The sequence below is a fragment of the Verrucomicrobiia bacterium genome, assembly GCA_036268055.1.
In the GTDB taxonomy this organism is placed as follows: domain Bacteria; phylum Verrucomicrobiota; class Verrucomicrobiia; order Limisphaerales; family Pedosphaeraceae; genus DATAUW01.
Window position 1 is genome coordinate 87,669 of sequence record DATAUW010000018.1, and the last position, 18,177, is coordinate 105,845.

The 18,177-nt window shown below is 56.0% G+C and carries 16 protein-coding genes; 6 read left to right on the forward strand and 10 right to left on the reverse strand.

Features of this window, described 5'->3' with window-relative positions; genetic code table 11:
• Nucleotides 1-28 precede the first annotated feature (28 nt).
• From VH413_12980 to VH413_13020, 9 genes are all read right to left on the reverse strand, one after another.
• Entirely contained in the window at nucleotides 29-457 is a 429-nt protein-coding gene (locus VH413_12980) for a hypothetical protein (GenBank protein ID HEX3799605.1), read from the reverse strand.
• 31 nt (nucleotides 458-488) lie between these two features.
• Nucleotides 489-1,865, reverse strand: coding sequence for a hypothetical protein (locus VH413_12985; protein ID HEX3799606.1), 1,377 nt, complete (start codon nucleotides 1,863-1,865; stop codon nucleotides 489-491).
• 63 nt (nucleotides 1,866-1,928) lie between these two features.
• The gene (locus VH413_12990) at nucleotides 1,929-2,447 is read right to left on the reverse strand and encodes a chemotaxis protein CheW (GenBank protein HEX3799607.1); all 519 of its coding nucleotides are present in this window, start codon (nucleotides 2,445-2,447) and stop codon (nucleotides 1,929-1,931) included.
• 17 nt (nucleotides 2,448-2,464) lie between these two features.
• Complete coding sequence (locus tag VH413_12995) at nucleotides 2,465-4,228, reverse strand: methyl-accepting chemotaxis protein (GenBank protein HEX3799608.1); 1,764 nt, start codon at nucleotides 4,226-4,228, stop codon at nucleotides 2,465-2,467.
• A gap of 336 nt (nucleotides 4,229-4,564) precedes the next feature.
• A complete protein-coding gene (locus VH413_13000; protein ID HEX3799609.1) occupies nucleotides 4,565-5,221 on the reverse strand; it encodes a response regulator transcription factor in 657 nt (218 codons plus the stop codon).
• Nucleotides 5,222-5,224: 3 nt separating this feature from the next.
• On the reverse strand, nucleotides 5,225-5,668 hold the full coding sequence (locus tag VH413_13005) for a hypothetical protein (protein HEX3799610.1): 444 nt from the start codon (nucleotides 5,666-5,668) through the stop codon (nucleotides 5,225-5,227).
• Nucleotides 5,669-5,674: 6 nt separating this feature from the next.
• Entirely contained in the window at nucleotides 5,675-8,896 is a 3,222-nt protein-coding gene (locus VH413_13010) for a PAS domain S-box protein (protein ID HEX3799611.1), read from the reverse strand.
• A gap of 50 nt (nucleotides 8,897-8,946) precedes the next feature.
• The gene (locus VH413_13015; GenBank protein ID HEX3799612.1) at nucleotides 8,947-9,450 is read right to left on the reverse strand and encodes a response regulator transcription factor; all 504 of its coding nucleotides are present in this window, start codon (nucleotides 9,448-9,450) and stop codon (nucleotides 8,947-8,949) included.
• 364 nt (nucleotides 9,451-9,814) lie between these two features.
• On the reverse strand, nucleotides 9,815-10,732 hold the full coding sequence (locus VH413_13020; GenBank protein HEX3799613.1) for a HEAT repeat domain-containing protein: 918 nt from the start codon (nucleotides 10,730-10,732) through the stop codon (nucleotides 9,815-9,817).
• A 216-nt stretch (nucleotides 10,733-10,948) separates the two neighbouring features.
• Here VH413_13020 and VH413_13025 point away from each other — a divergent pair, with 216 nt between their 5' ends.
• The 4 genes from VH413_13025 to VH413_13040 all read left to right on the forward strand — a co-directional run bounded on the left by VH413_13025 (nucleotide 10,949) and on the right by VH413_13040 (nucleotide 16,120).
• Nucleotides 10,949-11,830 (forward strand): hypothetical protein, encoded by an 882-nt coding sequence (locus VH413_13025; protein ID HEX3799614.1) that lies wholly within the window; start codon nucleotides 10,949-10,951, stop codon nucleotides 11,828-11,830.
• Nucleotides 11,827-14,934 carry a PAS domain S-box protein gene (locus VH413_13030; protein HEX3799615.1) on the forward strand — a complete coding sequence of 1,036 codons (3,108 nt, stop codon included), beginning with the start codon at nucleotides 11,827-11,829 and terminating at the stop codon, nucleotides 14,932-14,934. The genes VH413_13025 and VH413_13030 overlap by 4 nt, the downstream gene beginning before the upstream one ends.
• On the forward strand, nucleotides 14,931-15,563 hold the full coding sequence (locus VH413_13035) for a response regulator transcription factor (protein ID HEX3799616.1): 633 nt from the start codon (nucleotides 14,931-14,933) through the stop codon (nucleotides 15,561-15,563). Before VH413_13030 ends, VH413_13035 begins: the two co-directional genes overlap by 4 nt.
• Before the next feature lie 74 nt (nucleotides 15,564-15,637).
• Nucleotides 15,638-16,120: a MarR family transcriptional regulator gene (locus VH413_13040; protein ID HEX3799617.1), complete on the forward strand. Its 483-nt coding sequence runs from the start codon at nucleotides 15,638-15,640 to the stop codon at nucleotides 16,118-16,120.
• 105 nt (nucleotides 16,121-16,225) lie between these two features.
• Here VH413_13040 and VH413_13045 read toward each other — a convergent pair whose 3' ends face one another.
• On the reverse strand, nucleotides 16,226-16,627 hold the full coding sequence (locus VH413_13045; protein HEX3799618.1) for a hypothetical protein: 402 nt from the start codon (nucleotides 16,625-16,627) through the stop codon (nucleotides 16,226-16,228).
• 134 nt (nucleotides 16,628-16,761) lie between these two features.
• Here VH413_13045 and VH413_13050 point away from each other — a divergent pair, with 134 nt between their 5' ends.
• Nucleotides 16,762-17,001, forward strand: a complete 240-nt coding sequence (locus tag VH413_13050) for a DUF1294 domain-containing protein (GenBank protein ID HEX3799619.1) — start codon at nucleotides 16,762-16,764, stop codon at nucleotides 16,999-17,001.
• Between the two features lie 106 nt (nucleotides 17,002-17,107).
• On the forward strand, nucleotides 17,108-18,172 hold the full coding sequence (locus VH413_13055; GenBank protein HEX3799620.1) for a class I fructose-bisphosphate aldolase: 1,065 nt from the start codon (nucleotides 17,108-17,110) through the stop codon (nucleotides 18,170-18,172).
• Nucleotides 18,173-18,177 lie beyond the last annotated feature (5 nt).

An 18,177-nucleotide genomic window follows, 5' to 3' on the forward strand; every position in this document is an offset into this window, starting at 1 on the left:
TTGGGCCGGGGCCCGCAATTTGCTGGTTTTACTTCACTTCGATTTTCTTCACGCCTTTGAGTTCGGTGCCGGCAGGAACCAGGGCGATCGCGCCTTTGGTCTCGGCCACCATTGCGAGAAGTTTCTCGACGGTGTCTGCTTCCTTGGGCTGCTTGCCGCGGCCGCTGAAGGTGAGGCGTTGCCAAAACGTCTTGAACGCGCCCGCCGTCATGCCCGTGGTTTCCTGGAGCGCGGCGTCGGTCTTGTCCGCGAGCACAATGATAGTGACGGCCTGGCCGCCTTCCCAATAAGCGGTCTTGCCCAGCAAAATGTCCTTGAGCGCCGCCTTGTCCAGCGAAGCCACCGGCACACTTTCACTGGCAATAACGTCCGCGCCCGCCTGAGCGAACAGGCTCGCCGTGCCCAGCGACAGCACCATCGCGCCCAGCCATAAAGTTTTGATCAGATTATTTTTCATTTGGGTTCCTTCTATTTTTTGAATTTCCGAATCAGAAACTGACGGTGGTTTTCAACGCGAGCATGAACCAGCCGTTGCCGCTTTCCGAAGGGTTATGAATGTCGTCACGAACCAGCGCCGTGCCATTGAGGTAATGGCCTTCGACTTTGATAATCCACCAGGGCTTCGGATCGAAACGGAAGGAAAGCGCGAGGTCGCGCTGATAATTTTTTGGCCCGCCGCCGCCGAGGTCGGAAAGATCATTATAATATTCCGTGTAATAAGCGCCGGTCTGGAACCAATGATTCACTTCATAAGCCGCGCCCGCGTACCACGTCACGCTGGTGCTGTCGCTGTGGGTCGCGCTGGTGCTGTTCGCCGCCGGGAAGTTCGGAAAATTCTGGCTGGTGGTGTCTTTTTCAATCAACGTCTGGAACTTCGCTTCGCCCTGGAATGTCCATTTGTCCTTCACATATTCCACCGAGTAATGCTCAGTCGGAACATTAAGGCGGCTGTGGCGGGTCAGCATGACCGTGTTGACGGGAAATGGCTGGCCGGTGGCGAGAACGCCCGCTTCATCAATATTGAAATTAAAACCTTCCGTCAGCGCGACGCCCAAGCGCAGGCCGTCCATCGGCGTATTCCACCAGATTTGGCCGCCGACGAGCGGGCAATCGTTCACCGATGAAAGCGAGAGGCCGGTGTTGAGCAGTCCGTTTTGAACTTCCCGCGCCACGCCGCCTTGTTGCGACAAATTGATCATGCCGCCATAGACTTCGTAGGAAACACTTCCCACTTTGCCCAGGCCGACGTTGCCGTAAACCGAGCCGCCATCCACTGACGCGGAAAAATCGCGCCAGCGGGCGTCATACATTCCCTGCGGCAACAATACCGACGTGCGCGCGAGGTCAATGTCCTGGATGGAATTGTAAATGCCTTCCGGGCGGCGAATGCGTCCGGCGCGGATGCCGATTTCGTCGGCGAAATTATAATCAATGACCGCATAGTCCAAACCGATGTCGTAGTTGCCCACGTTGCCGACGTCGAACATGAACGCCTGCGCGGAAATACGCGTGCGCGCAAACGGCGAGGTCGAGGCGTTCAAACCGAATTCGTTGAATTGAAACGAACCGCCCTTCGTGTTTGCGGCGAGATAGTTGTAGGAAGTGGTGTCGAGAAAACCTTGGCTCGCGAAACCGTGAAACGTCACCGGCGGCAAAGAGCCGACGATCAAATCGTTGCCATCGAGCCGGACAAACGAATTGGCTTTGGGCGCGGCGACCGCTGCGGTGCTGGAATCTGTCGCGGGAGTGGTTGCGGTTTTGCTGGCATCAGCGGGAGCCGCAGTCTGGCCGTAAACGGAAGTGGCGATGGCCAGCACAAGTGCGCCGCCGGTAAGTTTGGGTTGCAGGGAGTTTTTAATTTTCATTTGCTATTGTTTGTTTTGGGTTTCGTTAAAAAATGCGGACGGGTTTGAAATAGTTTGCGTCGGTTAATTCTCGACGGAGTTGGGTAGCGGCACGGCGGCTTCGGCCTGGAGCAATTTGTCAATATCCAGCAGGGTTTTTACCGAGCCCTTGAGCTTGGCCATGCCCAAGATGTAGGCGGTGTCGAGGCTCGCGCCGAAATCCGGCGTCGGCTCGATGTCCGCCGCGGCGATGTTCGCGACTTCTTCCACGCCGTCCACGACGAGGCCCATCAAGGCTTCGACGCCCGCGCGCAAAACCACTTGGACGACCACGATGCACATGCGCTCCGTGTCTTTGGCTTCGGCGAGTTCGAACTTCAGCCGCAAGTCCACGATGGGAATCATCTTGCCGCGCAGGTTGATGACACCTTTCACGAACACCGGCATTTGCGGCACGAGCGTGATGTTGATCGGGCGGATGATTTCCCGCACTTTGATCACCGCGATCCCGTAGGATTCGCAACCGAGAGTGAAGGTGAGGTATTTGCCGGCGCACGCGGCGATTTTTCCGGCGGGCGCGAGAGTTGTATTGTTGGCAGCCATGGCTTTTTAAGTTGGGATTAAAAATCCTTGAAATCGCCGTCCATCGGGAGCGCGTCGCTTTCGGTCGCAGCCGTCACCAGCGCGGGCGCGGCGGTGAGCTGGCTGCCGTTGTCGCGATGATGTCCGTTATGCGCCGCCTTCGCGGACACGGTTTGTTCCGAACGCGCTTTCAATGGCCGCGCCGTTTTTTGAGGTTGTGCGGCGAACACATGGCCCGAAGCGGTTTCGGTTTTCTGCCCGATGAGACTGAGCAACTGGCCCACGGCTTCCTTCTGAACTGCCGCTTGCGCGTTCATTTCTTCGGACGCGCTCGCGCTTTCCTCGGCGCTGGCAGCGTTGCTTTGCGTGACCTTGTCCATCTGGCTCATCGCCGTATTGACCTGCGAGGTGCCTTGCGCCTGTTCGCGGCAAGCAACCGCGATTTCGCCGACGAGATCATCCACCGTGCGGGCCTTGGTGATGATTTGCTTCAAACTTTCCGCGACCTTGCCGCTGACTTGCACGCCTTGGGTGGTCTTGTTGATGGCGTCCTCGATCTTGTCGGCGGTTTCCCGCGCGGCGGTCGCGCTGCGTTGCGCGAGGTTGCGCACTTCATCAGCCACGACGGCAAACCCCGCGCCGGCTTCCCCGGCGCGCGCGGCTTCAACCGCGGCATTCAAAGCGAGGATGTTGGTTTGAAAAGCGATTTCATCAATCGTCTTCACGATGCGCGCCACGTCGTCGCTGGAGGACTTGATGGCTTCCATGGACGTCTTCATTTGTTCCATGTCAGCCGCGCCGGTATCGGCGGCCGCGCGGGTCTGGCTGGAAAGATCCTTGGCCTGTTGCGCATTGTCCGCATTGCGCCGGGTCATGCTCGCCATCTCTTCCAATGACGCGCTAGTTTCCTCAAGTGAAGCAGCCTGCTCGCTCGCGCCTTCCGCAAGCGTTTGGCTGGCGGCGGCGACTTGCGAAGCCGCTGACGCAGTTTGGTTCGCGCCTTCAGCAATCTGCGCGGCGATGGCGCTCAAAGCTTTTCCGATGCTCAAAATAATCATTGCGCTGGCCACAATTCCCGCCAGCAAACTGCCGATACCCGCAATCGTCAGGATGCGAACATCCCACGTCACCTGGTTCGTCAGCGTCTGCCCGCGCTCCTCGCCCATCCTCTGGTTGTAATCCATGAGCACATCCGCGCCTTTGGAATAAGCCTTGTACGCCGGGGTCAGCATGCTATCCGCGAACGCGGTCGCCGCGGGTTGGTTCGTTTCCACCAGCGCGAGGAATAAATCCGCCTGCTTGCGATATTCGCCGCGAGCATCGCTAAACTTTGCGAAATTCGTCCGGTCTTCCGCCGCGAAGATCGAGCCCTCATATTTTTTGCACGCGTCCTCCGTGGCCTTGTCAATGTCCGCGATTTCCGCGCGAATCGTCTGCTTCTGTTCGCGAGTGGTCGCGGTCAACAATTGGTGAAAGCGAATCTGGCTTTCCGCCTGGCCGGAATTGATGTGGCCCGCGTAAATCAATCCGGGCAGCGAATCGTCCACGATGGAATCGCTGATGTGATTCAAGCTGCGGAAGCGGCATACGGAAAAGATGTTTATGCTGACGATGATCAGACAGAGCATGCCGGTGCCCATGATGATGCGTTTGCCGATGGTGATTTTGTTCATGTTGGAGTTCTCGTTGGTCGTTTTTTTTGGGTGAATTATTTTTGTGCCGCTGGAATGCGCCAGCGCGGCATTCGCAACAAAGCGCGTGCGGCGATGGCCGTTTTTCATTCCAGGACTCTGATCGTTCATAAATATGGCGATGAGCTTGCGCTCCGCTTTTTTGGTAAAACTTTTCCCGCAAGTTGATGCGCGGGCGCGTCTCTGACTGCATCCTTATCGGCGATGTAGAACGCCTCCTTAGCGAGTAAAACTACTGAGAAAATCCTCCGGGAAATCCCTGAGCGAGTGCTAAAATCCCTTTAAACATGGGCCGAAAACGCCCTGTGGTTTTTGAAGAAAAAAGTTTTCCGAGAAAAGTAATCGTCGCGGCAAAAAAAATTGCGCAGGAAATTCCGAAGATGACGAAGAAAAGATGAGATAGGCGCAGACGTAAAAATTAACAGTCGTCCGGCCAAATTCAGAAACTCAAAGCGGAGAAATTCCCTCGCGAACTGCGTAGCGTGTAAGTTCGGCGCTGCTGCCGCACTTCAGCTTTTTCATGAGATTTGAGCGATGGGTTTCCACGGTCTTGGCGCCGATCTCTAACTGGCCCGCGATGTCTTTTATGCGGAGCCCCTGCGCGGTCAGTTTTAAAACCTCAAGCTCGCGCGGACTCAAAGTGGGGAGCGCCGGAGCCGACCTCTCAGCCAGCAGTTGCCGGTATCCGCTAAGGACCGCCTGCGAAACTTCCGCGCACAAATAAGAATCCCCCGCCATGATCGCGCGTATCGCCCGCACAAATTCATTCGCCGCTTTGGTCTTGAGAAGATAACCCTTGGCCCCGGTTTCGATGGCTTGGTTGATTAAATTTTGATCGGCGAGCGCGGACAAGATCAGGATGCGGACGCCGGGAAATTCCATGAGGATTTTCCGAGAGGTTTCAATGCCGTTGGTATTGCCAAGTTCCAGATCCATCACCACCAGGTCGGGTGAAACCTTTCGAACTTGTTGCAAAGCTTCGGCGCCGGTGCCGGCCTCAGCCACCACCTCAAAATCCGGTTCACGTTGAAGCATCAGGCGCAAGCCTTCGCGGATGATCTGATGATCGTCCACCAGGACGATTCGGCTGCGAATAGGTGACATTCTTTACGCGATGGAAGATGGTTGCAGCCAGTTTTCCGCGTCGGCGAATTCGGCGAATAGTTTGACGTTGAAGCCAGCGTTCGTGCAGAGCGCCTCGTAGAACTTAAAGGAGCCGACCCGGTGTCCGTTGACCGGAATCACCACGGCGACACGAAATCGGCGATCGGCAGTCAGCGCCGAGTAATGAGCTGGGAACCAATAAATCTTCGCCAGCGAAATTTCCACGCACCCCGCGCTGAAATCCGCCAGCACGCGATTCGTCCTGTGCAAACGCATCAACCGCGACGCCTCCTCGGCCTGTCGCTCGGCGTCTTCGTGAAAGATACGGCCGTGCGCCGTGATCACCACCGTTTCTGTCGGCGCATGGTATTCGATGGTCCAGGACCGGAAGCGTTTCGCTAATCCCGGTTCAGGCACAGCCTGAGTGCATTCGATTTCAAAGTTCATGAGATTTTACTTGGTGGAAGAATTGCCCAGGACATCATGGAGCGTGATCAGCAGCGTTTCCGTTGTGTAGGGCTTGGGTAGAAAAGCTTTCACCGCGTCATTCGGCGCCTTGGCCATGTGATTTTCCGGTGAAAGTCCGCTCGCGGCGATGACCTTGAGGTTCGGATTCAACCGGCTCAAGGCATGGATGGACGTCGGGCCATCCATCACGGGCATCATCATGTCGGTGATAATTACGGCGATGTCCGAGGAATGCTGGGCGTACATTTCGATGGCTTCCGCGCCGTTAGCCACCGTCAGCACGCGATAGCCGAATGCCTGCAAAGTCTGCCGGGTGATCGAGCGCACCGAAGCTTCGTCATCCACGAGCAGGATGAGTTCGCCATTACCGCGCGGAAATCGCACTTCCTGGATTTCAGAATTTGCCGTGCTCAACGAAATATGCGCGGGCAAATAAATTCTGAACACCGTGCCCTGGCCGGCCTCGCTGTAAAGATTGATGAAACCGCCGTGGTTTTTGACGATGGCAAGCGTCGTCGAAAGGCCCAATCCTGTGCCCTTGCCCAATTCCTTGGTGGTGAAAAACGGGTCGAATATTTTCTCGCGAATTTCCTCCGGGATGCCCGTGCCGGTATCGTGAACCTCGATCACCACGTGCGGGCAAGGTTTATCGCCGCTGGCCATCACCGTTTGCTGGCCGTTGAGCACCACGTTCTCGACCGAGATGGCGAGCGTGCCACCGTCGGGCATCGCATCCCGCGAATTGACGCAAAGATTCAGCATGACCTGATGCAACTGCGTCGGGTCTGCCAAAACCGGCCAAAGATTTTCGGCAACCTTCGGTTCAATCCGGATGGACTTGGGAAAGGTTTCGCTCAACATGTGATGCAGATCCTTGAGGACCGGCGCGAGCCGGCATTCCACCCGACGGCTTTCAACTCCGCGGCAAAACGAAAGCACCTGGTGTACGAGATCGGCGCCGCGTTGCGCGCTGGAGCGAATCATTTCCAGCAAACGGCTGCGATCAGCATCGGCAGGGCAAACCTCGATCAATTTTACCGCGAGCATGATCGGGGCAAGCACGTTGTTCAAATCATGCGCAATGCCCCCCGCGAGCGTGCCGAGGCTTTCCATGCGCTGGGCGCGGAGGAATTGTGTTTCCAGTTTTTTGCGTTCAGTGACGTCGGTGTTGATGGCAAGAATGGATTTCGGATTCCCATGCGGGTCGCGCACCAGCGTCAGGCGGGTTTCAACCCGTACTTCCTGGCCGTCTTTGGTGCGATGCTCCAATTCGCCGCTCCAATCTTCATCGCGCAAGACTGCGCGTTTGATCTCGGCGGATTTTTCGGCGCCCTGGCCGAGCAACTCGGTCGCGTTTCTGCCCAGCGCTTCCTCCATCGTCCAGCCATAGAGCCGTTCCGCGCTTTGATTCCAATAGGAAATATTGTCTTCGAGATCGCGGACGAGAATGGCGTCATGCGCCAGATCGAGCAGCCGGGCTTGCGAACGCAGTTGTTCCTCGATGTTTTTGCGTTCGGTGATGTTGATGATCGTGCCCAGCATGCGCACGGGCATGCTTCGCTCGTTCAGAAGAAACGAGCCGTGTTCCTCGACGAAAATGTAAGTTCCATCTTTGCGGCGAAAACGATACTCGACGTGATAGCGATGGCCATACTTGATGGCCTTGTCGAGCAACGACAACGCCTGCGCGCGGTCGTCGGGATGCACGTGTTCCGCCCAGCCCTGAACATGGATTCGCTGCATCTCCTCCCAGCTATAACCGACCACTTCCTCAATCGCGCCCTGCCATTGGATGCAACCCGTCGCCAGGTCATATTCGTAAAGAATCTGGCCGGTTTCTTTGACCACGGTGCGATAACGCAGTTCGCTTTCCTTGAGCGAATATTCGGTCTGGCGGTTGCGGGCCTCTTGTTCCAGCCGATCCAGGCCGCAGGAAATATTGTCCGCCACGCCTTTCAGCAGGGCCACTTCCTTTTTTCGAAACGCATTCTTCTCTTTATCATACAAACTGAACACCCCGCATATTTTGCCGCCGATGCGAATGGGAAAACTCGCCACCGAATTCACCCCCGCCGCGCGCGCGGCGTCCCGCCAATGTTCGCTCGATACCTCAGCCATGAAATCGTTGACCACACACGGGCGGCCATCCCGCAACGCCGTTCCCGAAGGTCCCTGTCCTTCCGGTCGCTTGTCCGCGAAAATGCGAAACCGGCTGTAATATTCATCCGGCCCGCCGGCTCGCGCGATGGGCACCACCGCTTGTGATTGCGGATCTAGCCAGCCAATCCAGGCGGCTTCGAATCGTCCCTGATCGACCGCGATGCGGCAGGCCTGGCCGAGAAGTTCCTCGCGGGAATTCGCCCGGATCAACGCCTGATTCACGTGGCTTAACACCGCATAGAGGCGGTTTATCCGGCGAAGTTCGCCCTCGACGTTCCGGCGCTCGGTCACATCGCGGGAAATTCCCTGGATGGCAAAGGGCAATCCGTCATTAAGAATGAGCGAGGCGCTCGTCTCGATGACGACCCCTTTGCCGGACTTATGCTGCAAATGAAATTCCGTGACCTCGCGCATGGAGCCGGTGGTGGCGACCTCGCGGATTTTTTCCAGCGCCAGGGGAAGTTGTTCGGCGCCCAGGCAGTGGGCGATGTCCAGCGAGGGCAACTCCGCGCGTTCATAACCGACGAGATCCAGCGCCGCGGCATTGGCATCCAAAAATTTGCCGTCAAAATCCAGCACGAACAATCCGTCATGCGAACTTTCGAACAGTGCGCGATAGCGCCGCTCCATTTCCTGCAACGCACGCTCGGCGTGCTTTCGCTGGCGGCGTTCTTCGGCCTCGCGCACCGCGCGGAAAACCGCGGGCCCCAGGCGTTCGAGGCGCTGCTTGAGGACGAAATCAGCCGCGCCGCGCTTGAGCGCTTCGATGGCGGTTTCTTCCCCGGGCATGCTGGACACAAAAATAAGCGGCACATCGGGAGCCAGTTTTTGCGCGAGCGCGAGGGCCGCCAGTCCGTCGAACGGCGGCTGGGAATAATCCGCGATGATCAGGTCGGGAGTGGATTCCGTCAGTTGCGCGGAAAATTCCGGTTCGGTCGTCACGTGCTTCGCCTGGAACGAAATATCGGCGCGCTGTAATTCCTGCGTCAGCCGTTGCGTATCGGCCGTCTGCCCTTCCAGGATTAAAATATTGAGAATGTTGGTCACGAGGTTGCCTTCTTGAAAAATCTTTTCGGGGAAAATTCCGCCATCGGTATTTAACCGGCGTTGGGTAATTTTCTCCGCAGTTTTGCCTGTATGTCGTTCAGCCGGGAGCCGCACTCTTCCAGCAGCGCCTCCACGCGGGCGCCCAACCGTTCCAGTTCCGTTACCGGACGCACGCGGCGCGCGGCGGTTTCGCGGCAAGTCTCGATGGCTTGCTCAATTTCGGTCAGTTTGTGGAAAAAATATTTTGCGCCCAGTTCCAGGCAGCGCTCGCGCAGTTTCGGATGGTCATAATTTGTAAGCATGATGATCAGCAGCGATTCGCGTTGCACTTTTCCCGATTGCAAAAGATCAATCCCCGTCTCGCCGGGCATGTCTATGTCCAGCAGCAGCACGTCGGGTTGGTGTTCCTGTAACAACTGCAAGCCGGCGGACACGTCCCCGGCTTGGCCGGCGACTTCCACTCCCTCCAGGCATGAAAGCGCCGATTCGACGCGCTCGCGGATTAGCGCGGAATCATCTATCAGCACTACTTTAATTTTTTTATTTGTATTCATTTTGGTGCGTCTCTAATCGGCGTCATCATCACGAACCACTTCAGGACTTAAGTCCTGCCCGCAGTTGGCTTTCGCGAAAGACGTTTGCCTATCGCGGCGTGAAGCATTGCCGTTTTGCATGACCACAAACTAAGGGAAATGCCGGAGCTGGGCTATTGAGCGCCCTGCTTTAAATGAAGTAAGTCGAAGCTATGGTTTCTGTAAGCCCAGGGCTTACAAAAAACGGGCGGGATTTTTTTGGACGCAAAAGAACTGCGGAAATTGCCCAATGATTCGCGGGTGGAAAAGAATTTTATCCCGGAACTAATTTCGTCATCGGCGATTTGAAATCACGCAGCGGGAATCTCGAATCGCAATTTTAAAATTACTTTTCTTTCGCCGCGGCCGCCGCTTCCGGATCAATTTTTTTGAGAGCAATCCCGGCCGTTTGCGCGACCAAGGCAAAAGGACTTTTCAAACTTTCGGTCAAGGCCGGCACTGCCGAAGACGCGTCTTTTCCCATTTCTCCCAAAACTGCCGCTGCTTGAAACGCAATCTGGTCATTGGGGAATTTGAGGATTTGGATCAGGATGGGAATTACATTCGCTTTAATGGCGGCCTGGATATTCATGTGAACCAGCGCTTCTGCGGCCACGAGTTGCACCCGCATTTCGGTATCGTGCAAGGCCACAACCAAAGCGGGGATCACCGTGGGTGCATCATTCGTATAAGATCCCAACGCGAGGACGGCGTTATTGCGAATGCCCCAGTTTTTATCCTGCACAGCCCGCAGAAATGCGGGCAGCCGCGCCACTTTTTCGCGCGGCCCGATTACATCCAGCAATCCACTATTATAACTGCCCACCGCGATCTCGCGCACACCTTCATCGTCGTCCTTCAAGGCGCGGCTGATGGCGGGTTCGACTGGCTTGGCATCTTTGCCAAGCCGCGAGAGCAGGGAAATCACGCACATGCGCGTCGGATGGGCATCGGCGGGATTCGGCAACTGATGGCTAAGGGTGCGGTTTAATTGGCCCGGCAGCCGTGGCATGAGCCAGCGATAACATTTTCGATAATACCTGCCTTGATCAAGTTTTCTGGCCAGCAATTTGAGGCCGTCGGGACCTAGCTCGCGCCATTGCTGAGTTTGCGCGTCGTCGCCATTGTAAGCAATGCCCTTGATCCAGTCGCTTCCGCGTTTCCCCTGAAGCATCGGATCGCGAGAACGCAGCGCCCACCATCCCGCCGTAGCCACTACGATAGCCAGCACGCAAAGAAATAGAATGCGGATGGGCCTTCGCATTGTCGCAATATCAATAGCTGGTCTTTAAGAAACAAGCCTTTTCATTGGCAAAAATGGCCTGGCCAAATCCTGCTTGCGTCCCCTTTTCGCGGCGATATGCTCGCCTCATCACGAGTGGGCATTTTCTGAAATTGCCGCCCATCGAAACGCCAGTCGCCTATGAATGTCGTGCCCACTTTTCGGGTGTGGACCGGTGCGTTCCTCCGGAGATTGGCCGTGCCTTCGGTCCCGCTGCTGCTTCTACTGGTGATGGGCCACACGGCGTCGCCCGCAGCCGAGGTGATGACCTACATTTATAATTCACCCGAATCTTCCCTCGACAAACGCTATCTCTATCACTGGGAAATTTTGCGGACCGCCCTCGAAAAAACCACGGCTAAATATGGCCCTTACCGAATGCAACCTTCCGAGTTGATGACCGAGAAGCGGCAGGCTTCCGAACTCATAAACGCCACGGGAAAACTGACGGTCATGTATTTGAGCACGCTTCCCGATTTTGAAAAAAATCTGGTGCCCATTCATATTCCAGTGGACAAAAACCTCGGCGGTTATTGCATATTCTTAATACGCAAAGAGGAACAGACCAATTTCACGCAAGTCAAAACCCTCGACGATTTGCGCAAATTCACCTTCGGCCTGGGGCTGGGCTGGATTGACGTGGATATTCTTCGCTCCAACTCGTTCAAGGTCGTGACCGGCTCGGATTACGACGGTCTATTTGAGATGCTCGAAAATAAACGCTTCGATATTTTTTTGCGGGCGTCGGTAGAGATCATTGACGAATACGAAGAACGCAAAGACCGGATGCCGGATTTGAAAATCGAGGACAACCTCTTGTTCTATTATCCGCTGCCGATGTATTTCTGGTTTTCCAAAACGCCGGAAGGCCGGCGGCTGGCGGCGCGCGCCGAAGAGGGCATGTGGATGATGATCAATGATGGCACCTACGACCGTATCTTCGATAAATATCAGCGCCATAAAATCGAGCGGCTTAAATTGAAGGAACGCAAAATTTTCAAAATCACCAATCCTTTCCTCGGCCCGGAAACGCCTTTCTCGGACCGGCGATTGTGGTTCGACCCGCAGACTTACAAATGAACACAGCATCGAAAACCCGGCCGCTCAGTCCCTGGCAAAACGTCTCCGTGGCCTTCGTCGTCAGCATAGCGATGGTTTTAATCACCACGCTGTTGCTCGGCACTTTCGGCATCCTCAATTATGTTTCCGAACGCACGCGGCTGGAGGCGGAATTGCAGAGCGATATTTCTCTCGACGGCGACCAGTTCTCAGCCGCGCTGGCTTTGCCCATCTGGAATTTCGACCGTGCGCAAATTGACAAGGTTATTGAAAGCATGATGCGAGACCAGGTCATTTCCGGCGTCATGATCCGTCTCAACGATGCCAATAAAACTGTTTTTGCGCGCGCGCGCGATAAGAACGGGCGACCTGTCACATTGAGCGGGCCATTCCCGGCGCAAGGGCTGGTGACGGACCAGCGCGACATTGATTTTAACGGGACGACGCTGGGAAATATGAAACTTTTCGGCACGCCCCGGTTTATGAATGCCGTGCTCAACCGCACCTTGCGCTCGACGTTTTTAAATATCTTCATCCTCGATGTCGTGCTGACGGTCAGCCTGTATCTGCTTTTGTGGCACCGCGTGCTCAAGCCGTTGCGGGAAATCGAAGGTTACGCCAAGGTCGTCAGTTCGGGCACTCGCTCGACGCAGGAATTCCGCTCCGGCAGATACGAAGGTGAACTCGAAAGTTTGCGCGCCTCAATCGAAAAAATGATTGCCTTGCTCGATGCGCGTTACGACGCCTTGCGGAAACATGAGGCAATGCTTTTGGAAGTGCTCAACTCCGTGCCGCAGTACATTTTTTGGAAAGATCTCAATAGCGTTTACCTGGGATGCAACAAAGTTTTTGCGGAAGCCGCGGGCTTGCCCAGTCCGCAACAAGTCATCGGCAAGACGGACTTTGATCTCCCCTGGACACCCGAGGAGGCGGAGACATGCCGCCGCCATGATCGCGAAGTGGTCACTCTGGGAAGTCCGCGCCAGCACATCATCGAACGGGCGCATTTGCCGAGCGGCGCCCGCGTGCTGCTGGACACTTCCAAAATCCTGCTCCGCGACGGGGAAGGCCAGCCTTATGGAATCCTGGGAGTGTATAATGACATCACCGAGCAAAAACGCGCGGATCTGGCGCTTGCCCGGCAAATAGCTTTTGATGAAATCATCCAGCGGCGGCTGGCGCGCTTTGCCAACAGTGTCGGTTCTGAATTGGATGATCATATTCAGGATACTTTGCGGGAGATGGCGCAATTCATCGGCGCGGACATGGCTTTCGTCCTTCAATTCGCGCCGGACTGTCTAACTTTTAGTTCCACCCATGTTTGGTATGCCCCGGGCATTCCGAGCCGCGGAGGCAGGTTTCAAAAAGTTCCAATGGATCGGAATCCCTGGGCCGTGAAAACGCTGATCGCCGAAGAAGTCATCAACGTCAGTCGCCTGGATGAACTGCCGCCGGAGGCCGCCAATGGTCGCGCCGTGTGGGAGGCGGAGGGATTCAAGTCCGTCCTTCAGGTTCCCTTGAGCGGACGAGGCGGGAGAGTCAATGGCAGCGTCGGCCTCGTCACCACAACGCGGGAGATCACCTGGGTGCAGACCGATATTCAGCGATTAAAAATCGTCAGCAACGCGATTGCCAATGCCCTTGAACGCAGCGAGGCCGAGGCCGCGCTTCGCCGAAGTGAAGTCCGCTATCGCACCTTGTTCGAGGCGGCGCAGGACGCCATTTTGATCAGCAACGGGGAATGCATCGTTGACTGCAATCCCTGTGCTTTGGAGATGTTTGGATGCACGCGTCTTGAACTCATCGGGGAAAGTCCGCTCCGGTTTTCTCCCGCTCGCCAGCCCGACGGGCACGAATCCGTCATCAAAGGGCGCGAAAAAATCCTCGCGGCACTCGCCGGAGAACCGCAGCATTTCGAGTGGCGGCATTGCCGGCGCGACGACACGCCGTTCGAAGCGGAAGTGAGCCTGAACCGCATTGACCTTGACCACCAATCGTTCATGCTCGGCATCGTGCGTAACATCACCGAGCGCAAGCGGGCGGAGGCCGCCATCCGGGAATCGGAGGCAAAATTCTCCACGGCGTTTCGCGCCAGCCCGGATCCAATGAGCATCGTCGAATTGGAAACTTCGCGCATCGTAGATACCAACGAAGTTTTTGAGCGCGCTTTTGGCTGGCGGCGGGAACAGGTGATCGGAGTTTCGACCGTTGACCTTGGTCTTTGGGCAGACCCGGAAGATCGCAACCATTTTCTCGTTAAGCTTAACCAGTGCGGCTCGGTGAAGGATTTTCCCACAATCGTGAAAACGCGTGAAGGGCGTATTTATGATTGTCTCGTCTCGGCGGAAGTGGCGGAGATCAACGGGCGAAAAAGCATGATCGTCGTTTCGCAGGACATCACCAAGCGCAAGCAGGCCGAGCAGCGGTTGGAAAAATCCCGCCTCCAGCTTCGCGCGCTTTCGGCCCGCCTCCAATCGCTTCGTGAAGAAGAACGCACGCATCTCGCGCGCGAAATCCATGATCATCTCGGCCAGTTGCTCACCGCGCTCAAGCTCGACCTTCGCTCAATCGAACGCAAACTCCCGGCGTTGGGCGATGCCACGCTGATCGCCGGTTTGAATGGCAAGCTTGCCTCCGCGCGCGAACTCACCGATGAGACCATCAAATCCATCCAGCAAATCGCCTCGGAATTGCGTCCGGCAATTCTGGATCGCCTTGGACTGGAAGCGGCGATTGAATCAGAGACGCAAGCCTTTCAATCGCGCACGGGCGTTCAATGCGAATCGCAGTTGCCCGGCGAATCCATCGCCACCGCGCCGGAATTGGCGACGGCCGTCTTTCGAATTTTTCAGGAAATACTCACGAACATCGCGCGGCACGCCCACGCCACGCATGTGCAGGTAAACCTTCACCGCGAAAATGGCAGCCTGGTCCTGAAAGTGGAGGACGACGGTGTGGGGATGCAAAATAGCGATCTCGATAATCCAAAGTCACTCGGCTTGCTGGGAATGCAGGAGCGCGCGGAAATTCTCGGCGGCCAAATGTCGTATGGGTCGGCCAACGGCAAAGGCACGCTGGTGACGATGCGCATTCCCCTGAACGGAAAGGCTGGTCATCAATCATGACACGAATACTTTTGGCCGACGATCATACGATGGTGAGGAAAGGGCTGAGAGAAACGCTCGACGAAGAACTTGGCCGGGTGACTTTTGGCGAGGCCAGCAACAGCAAGGAAGTTCTCGACCTCGTTTGGAAAAATAAATGGGACCTCGTCATCCTCGACATCAACATGGAAGGGCGCAGCGGACTGGAAGTGCTCGGGGAAATTCACACCGCATCGCCGAAACTTCCCGTGCTGGTTCTCAGCATGTATCCCGTGGCGGAATTCGCCGTGCGAGCTTTGAAACAGGGCGCGGCCGGTTACCTCAGCAAACAGAGCGCGCCCGAAGACCTGGTCACCGCTGTCAAAACCGTGCTCGCCGGACGCCGCTACATCAGCGCGCAACTGGCCGACCGGCTGGCGGCGGAGTTGGTGCGTTCATCCGATACGCCCTTGCACGAAACACTTTCCACGCGCGAAACTCAAGTCTTGCTCATGATTGCCCGCGGAAAATCACTCAAGGAAATCGCCGCCGACTTGTCCATCAGCGCCAAAACCGTCGGGACATACCACATCCGCGTGCTAAAAAAAATGAACCTCAAAAACGACATCGAACTCACGCGTTATGCCTTGCTGAACAAGCTCGTGGAATAGAACTACTTGATAATCAAAAGTTATAATTTGTAAATAAAATTGACTATCAATATTATTTACAGTATCATTCAGGCATGAATGAAGCAAAACCTTGGTATGAAGAAATTGTATTGCCCGCGTTGCTCCGGCACGCCCGCGCAGTTTATGGAATAGCCATGCGCGCCGCACTGGCCGAAGCCGGATTCGATGACATTCCCAAAAACGGTCTCTATGTGATCGGTGGCTTGGCGCTCGGCGCGGGCGACGTGCCTCTGGGCCAGCTTGTCGAGGAACTGGCCGTGTCCAAACAGGCAGCGGGTCAGCTTGTGGACACACTCGTCTTGCGCGGCTACCTCGAACGCGCTGTGGACACCGAAGACCGCCGCAAACTCACCGTCACCCTCACCGAGCGCGGCAAGGCCGCGGCCGCGACGCAGACAGTGGCGCGAGAAAAAATTGATGCTGAATTACTCGCGCGCATGGGCGGCGAAGCGATTCACCTTACCCGCCAAACTCTCGCCGTCCTAATCAACCTGGGACAGGAACAAAGGAAGAACCAACCGCCGCACTCTCATTAAGCGCAGAGTAAAAGTGCAGTGCCGTATCGGTGAATTTACGATTTATGAATTACGCGCAAAAAGATTTTTCAGCCGCGTAAATCGTAAATCGTAAACCCAAAATTACTAAATGGGTTTGCGTGGCCAAAAAAACTTCGCCACTTCCGCGTGCGCCAGCACCACGTCGGGATCGCGCTGCAAGGCATCGAAATAATGGTGCGAAAAACCTTCGCCTTCCTCCGATGTGACCAGAAGCGTGCCTGCCTGTTTGATCAAAGATTCCGCATCGGCATCCGTCCCCGGTTTCTTGGTTTCGAGCGCTTCGTCCATCGCGACGATCAGTTGCGAGATCGGCTGCAGCCACGCAAACCAAGGATCGCTCGTGAGCAATTTCAAAAAATGATTCGGCGACGTAATGGCGCCCACGGTTTTTTCATAGCTCACGCGTTCGGAATCCACGAGGGCTTTGTGCAAATCCAAAAGCGCATGGCGGCAATCCTGTAATCGTTGGCGAATATCGTTTCTCACTCGGCGAGCAACGTCGTCTCTCAAGGCAGTTAAGTCAATGCGCGGCATCAATTCTCCGTGCGAATTTTCGATGCCGATGTTATATGCCGCTTACGTTGAAAATTTCGGACTCACTCGCCCTCGTTTGGTTTGCTATGTTCAATACACTGGCATTCGTTTCCTTTGGCCTTGACAAGTGGCGGTCAACACAGACCGGGCGTCGCGTCCCCGAATCATTTCTCATTTTGCCGGCAGCCTTGGGCGGTTGGCCGGGCGGCTTGATCGGCATGAAAGTGTTTCGGCACAAAACTGCCAAATGGAGTTTCAGACTGAAGTATATGCTCGCGCTGGTTCCGTTCGCTCTCGAAGTTTACGCGTTCATTTGCTGGCGATGACGCTTGAGTTTGCCTTCGCAAAAAGTTGTTTACCGCCCCCGGCCAATATTGCTACGTTATTCGGCCACGCGAGCATTGCTAACAATCGAGCGGGAACTTTGAAACTATGACAACTACTGAAACCTATTTGGCCGACAAAGCGGAATCTCTCCTCCGCTTCAACAACCCTAAAATCAGCAAGGAACGCCTGCATCTGCCCGGTCCCGATGTCGTGGATCGTTTCTTCGCCCCGAGCAATCGCAACAACCGCGTCATGGGCAATCTCCAGCGCATGTTCGGCCACGGCCGCCTGGCGAACACCGGTTACCTCTCCATCCTCCCGGTGGACCAGGGCATCGAACATTCCGCCGGCGCGAGCTTCGCGAAAAACCCCGATTATTTCGATCCCGAAAACATCGTCAAACTTGCCATTGAAGGCGGCTGCAATGCCGTCGCTTCGACCTTCGGCGTGCTTGGCGCTGTTTCCCGCAAATACGCGCACAAGATTCCCTTTCTCGTCAAAATCAATCACAACGAACTGCTCACCTATCCGAACAAGTTCGATCAAATTATGTTCGGCACCATCAAGGATGCCGCGGACATGGGCGCAGCCGCCGTCGGCGCCACCATTTATTTCGGCTCGGACAACGCCACGCGCCAGATCGTCGAAGTCGCCCAGGCCTTTGCGATGGCCCACGAACTCGGCATGGGCACGGTTCTCTGGTGTTACCTCCGCAATAATGCCTTTAAGCAGGACAAAGATTATCACGTCTCCGCCGACCTTACCGGCCAGGCCAACCACCTCGGCTGCACCATCCAGGCCGACATCATCAAACAGAAATTGCCCGAGAACAACGGCGGCTTCAAGGCGCTCAACAGCGGCAATTCCAGTTACGGCAAACTCGACGAGCGCATCTATACCGAGCTTACCAGCGATCATCCGATTGACCTTTGCCGCTATCAGGTCGCAAATTGTTATATGGGCCGCGCCGGTCTCATCAACAGCGGCGGCGAATCCAAAGGCGCGGCGGATGTCGCCAACGCCGTGGCCACCGCCGTCATCAACAAGCGCGCGGGCGGCATGGGCCTCATCTCCGGCCGGAAGGCGTTTCAACGCCCGCTCAAGGAAGGCGCCGCGCTGCTCAATGCCGTGCAGGACGTTTATCTCGATAAATCCGTGACTGTCGCTTAACGCGC

Excerpts from the sequence above, each read along its gene's own strand:
- VH413_13020 (HEX3799613.1), bottom strand. The coding sequence starts at position 10,732 with ATGCGAAGGCCCATCCGCATTCTATTTCTTTGCGTGCTGGCTATCGTA.
- VH413_12990 (HEX3799607.1), bottom strand. The coding sequence starts at position 2,447 with ATGGCTGCCAACAATACAACTCTCGCGCCCGCCGGAAAAATCGCCGCG.
- VH413_13030 (HEX3799615.1), top strand. The coding sequence starts at position 11,827 with ATGAACACAGCATCGAAAACCCGGCCGCTCAGTCCCTGGCAAAACGTC.
- VH413_13000 (HEX3799609.1), bottom strand. The coding sequence starts at position 5,221 with ATGTCACCTATTCGCAGCCGAATCGTCCTGGTGGACGATCATCAGATC.
- VH413_13005 (HEX3799610.1), bottom strand. The coding sequence starts at position 5,668 with ATGAACTTTGAAATCGAATGCACTCAGGCTGTGCCTGAACCGGGATTA.
- VH413_13035 (HEX3799616.1), top strand. The coding sequence starts at position 14,931 with ATGACACGAATACTTTTGGCCGACGATCATACGATGGTGAGGAAAGGG.
- VH413_12995 (HEX3799608.1), bottom strand. The coding sequence starts at position 4,228 with ATGAACGATCAGAGTCCTGGAATGAAAAACGGCCATCGCCGCACGCGC.
- VH413_13040 (HEX3799617.1), top strand. The coding sequence starts at position 15,638 with ATGAATGAAGCAAAACCTTGGTATGAAGAAATTGTATTGCCCGCGTTG.
- VH413_13055 (HEX3799620.1), top strand. The coding sequence starts at position 17,108 with ATGACAACTACTGAAACCTATTTGGCCGACAAAGCGGAATCTCTCCTC.
- VH413_12985 (HEX3799606.1), bottom strand. The coding sequence starts at position 1,865 with ATGAAAATTAAAAACTCCCTGCAACCCAAACTTACCGGCGGCGCACTT.
- VH413_13050 (HEX3799619.1), top strand. The coding sequence starts at position 16,762 with ATGTTCAATACACTGGCATTCGTTTCCTTTGGCCTTGACAAGTGGCGG.
- VH413_12980 (HEX3799605.1), bottom strand. The coding sequence starts at position 457 with ATGAAAAATAATCTGATCAAAACTTTATGGCTGGGCGCGATGGTGCTG.
- VH413_13015 (HEX3799612.1), bottom strand. The coding sequence starts at position 9,450 with ATGAATACAAATAAAAAAATTAAAGTAGTGCTGATAGATGATTCCGCG.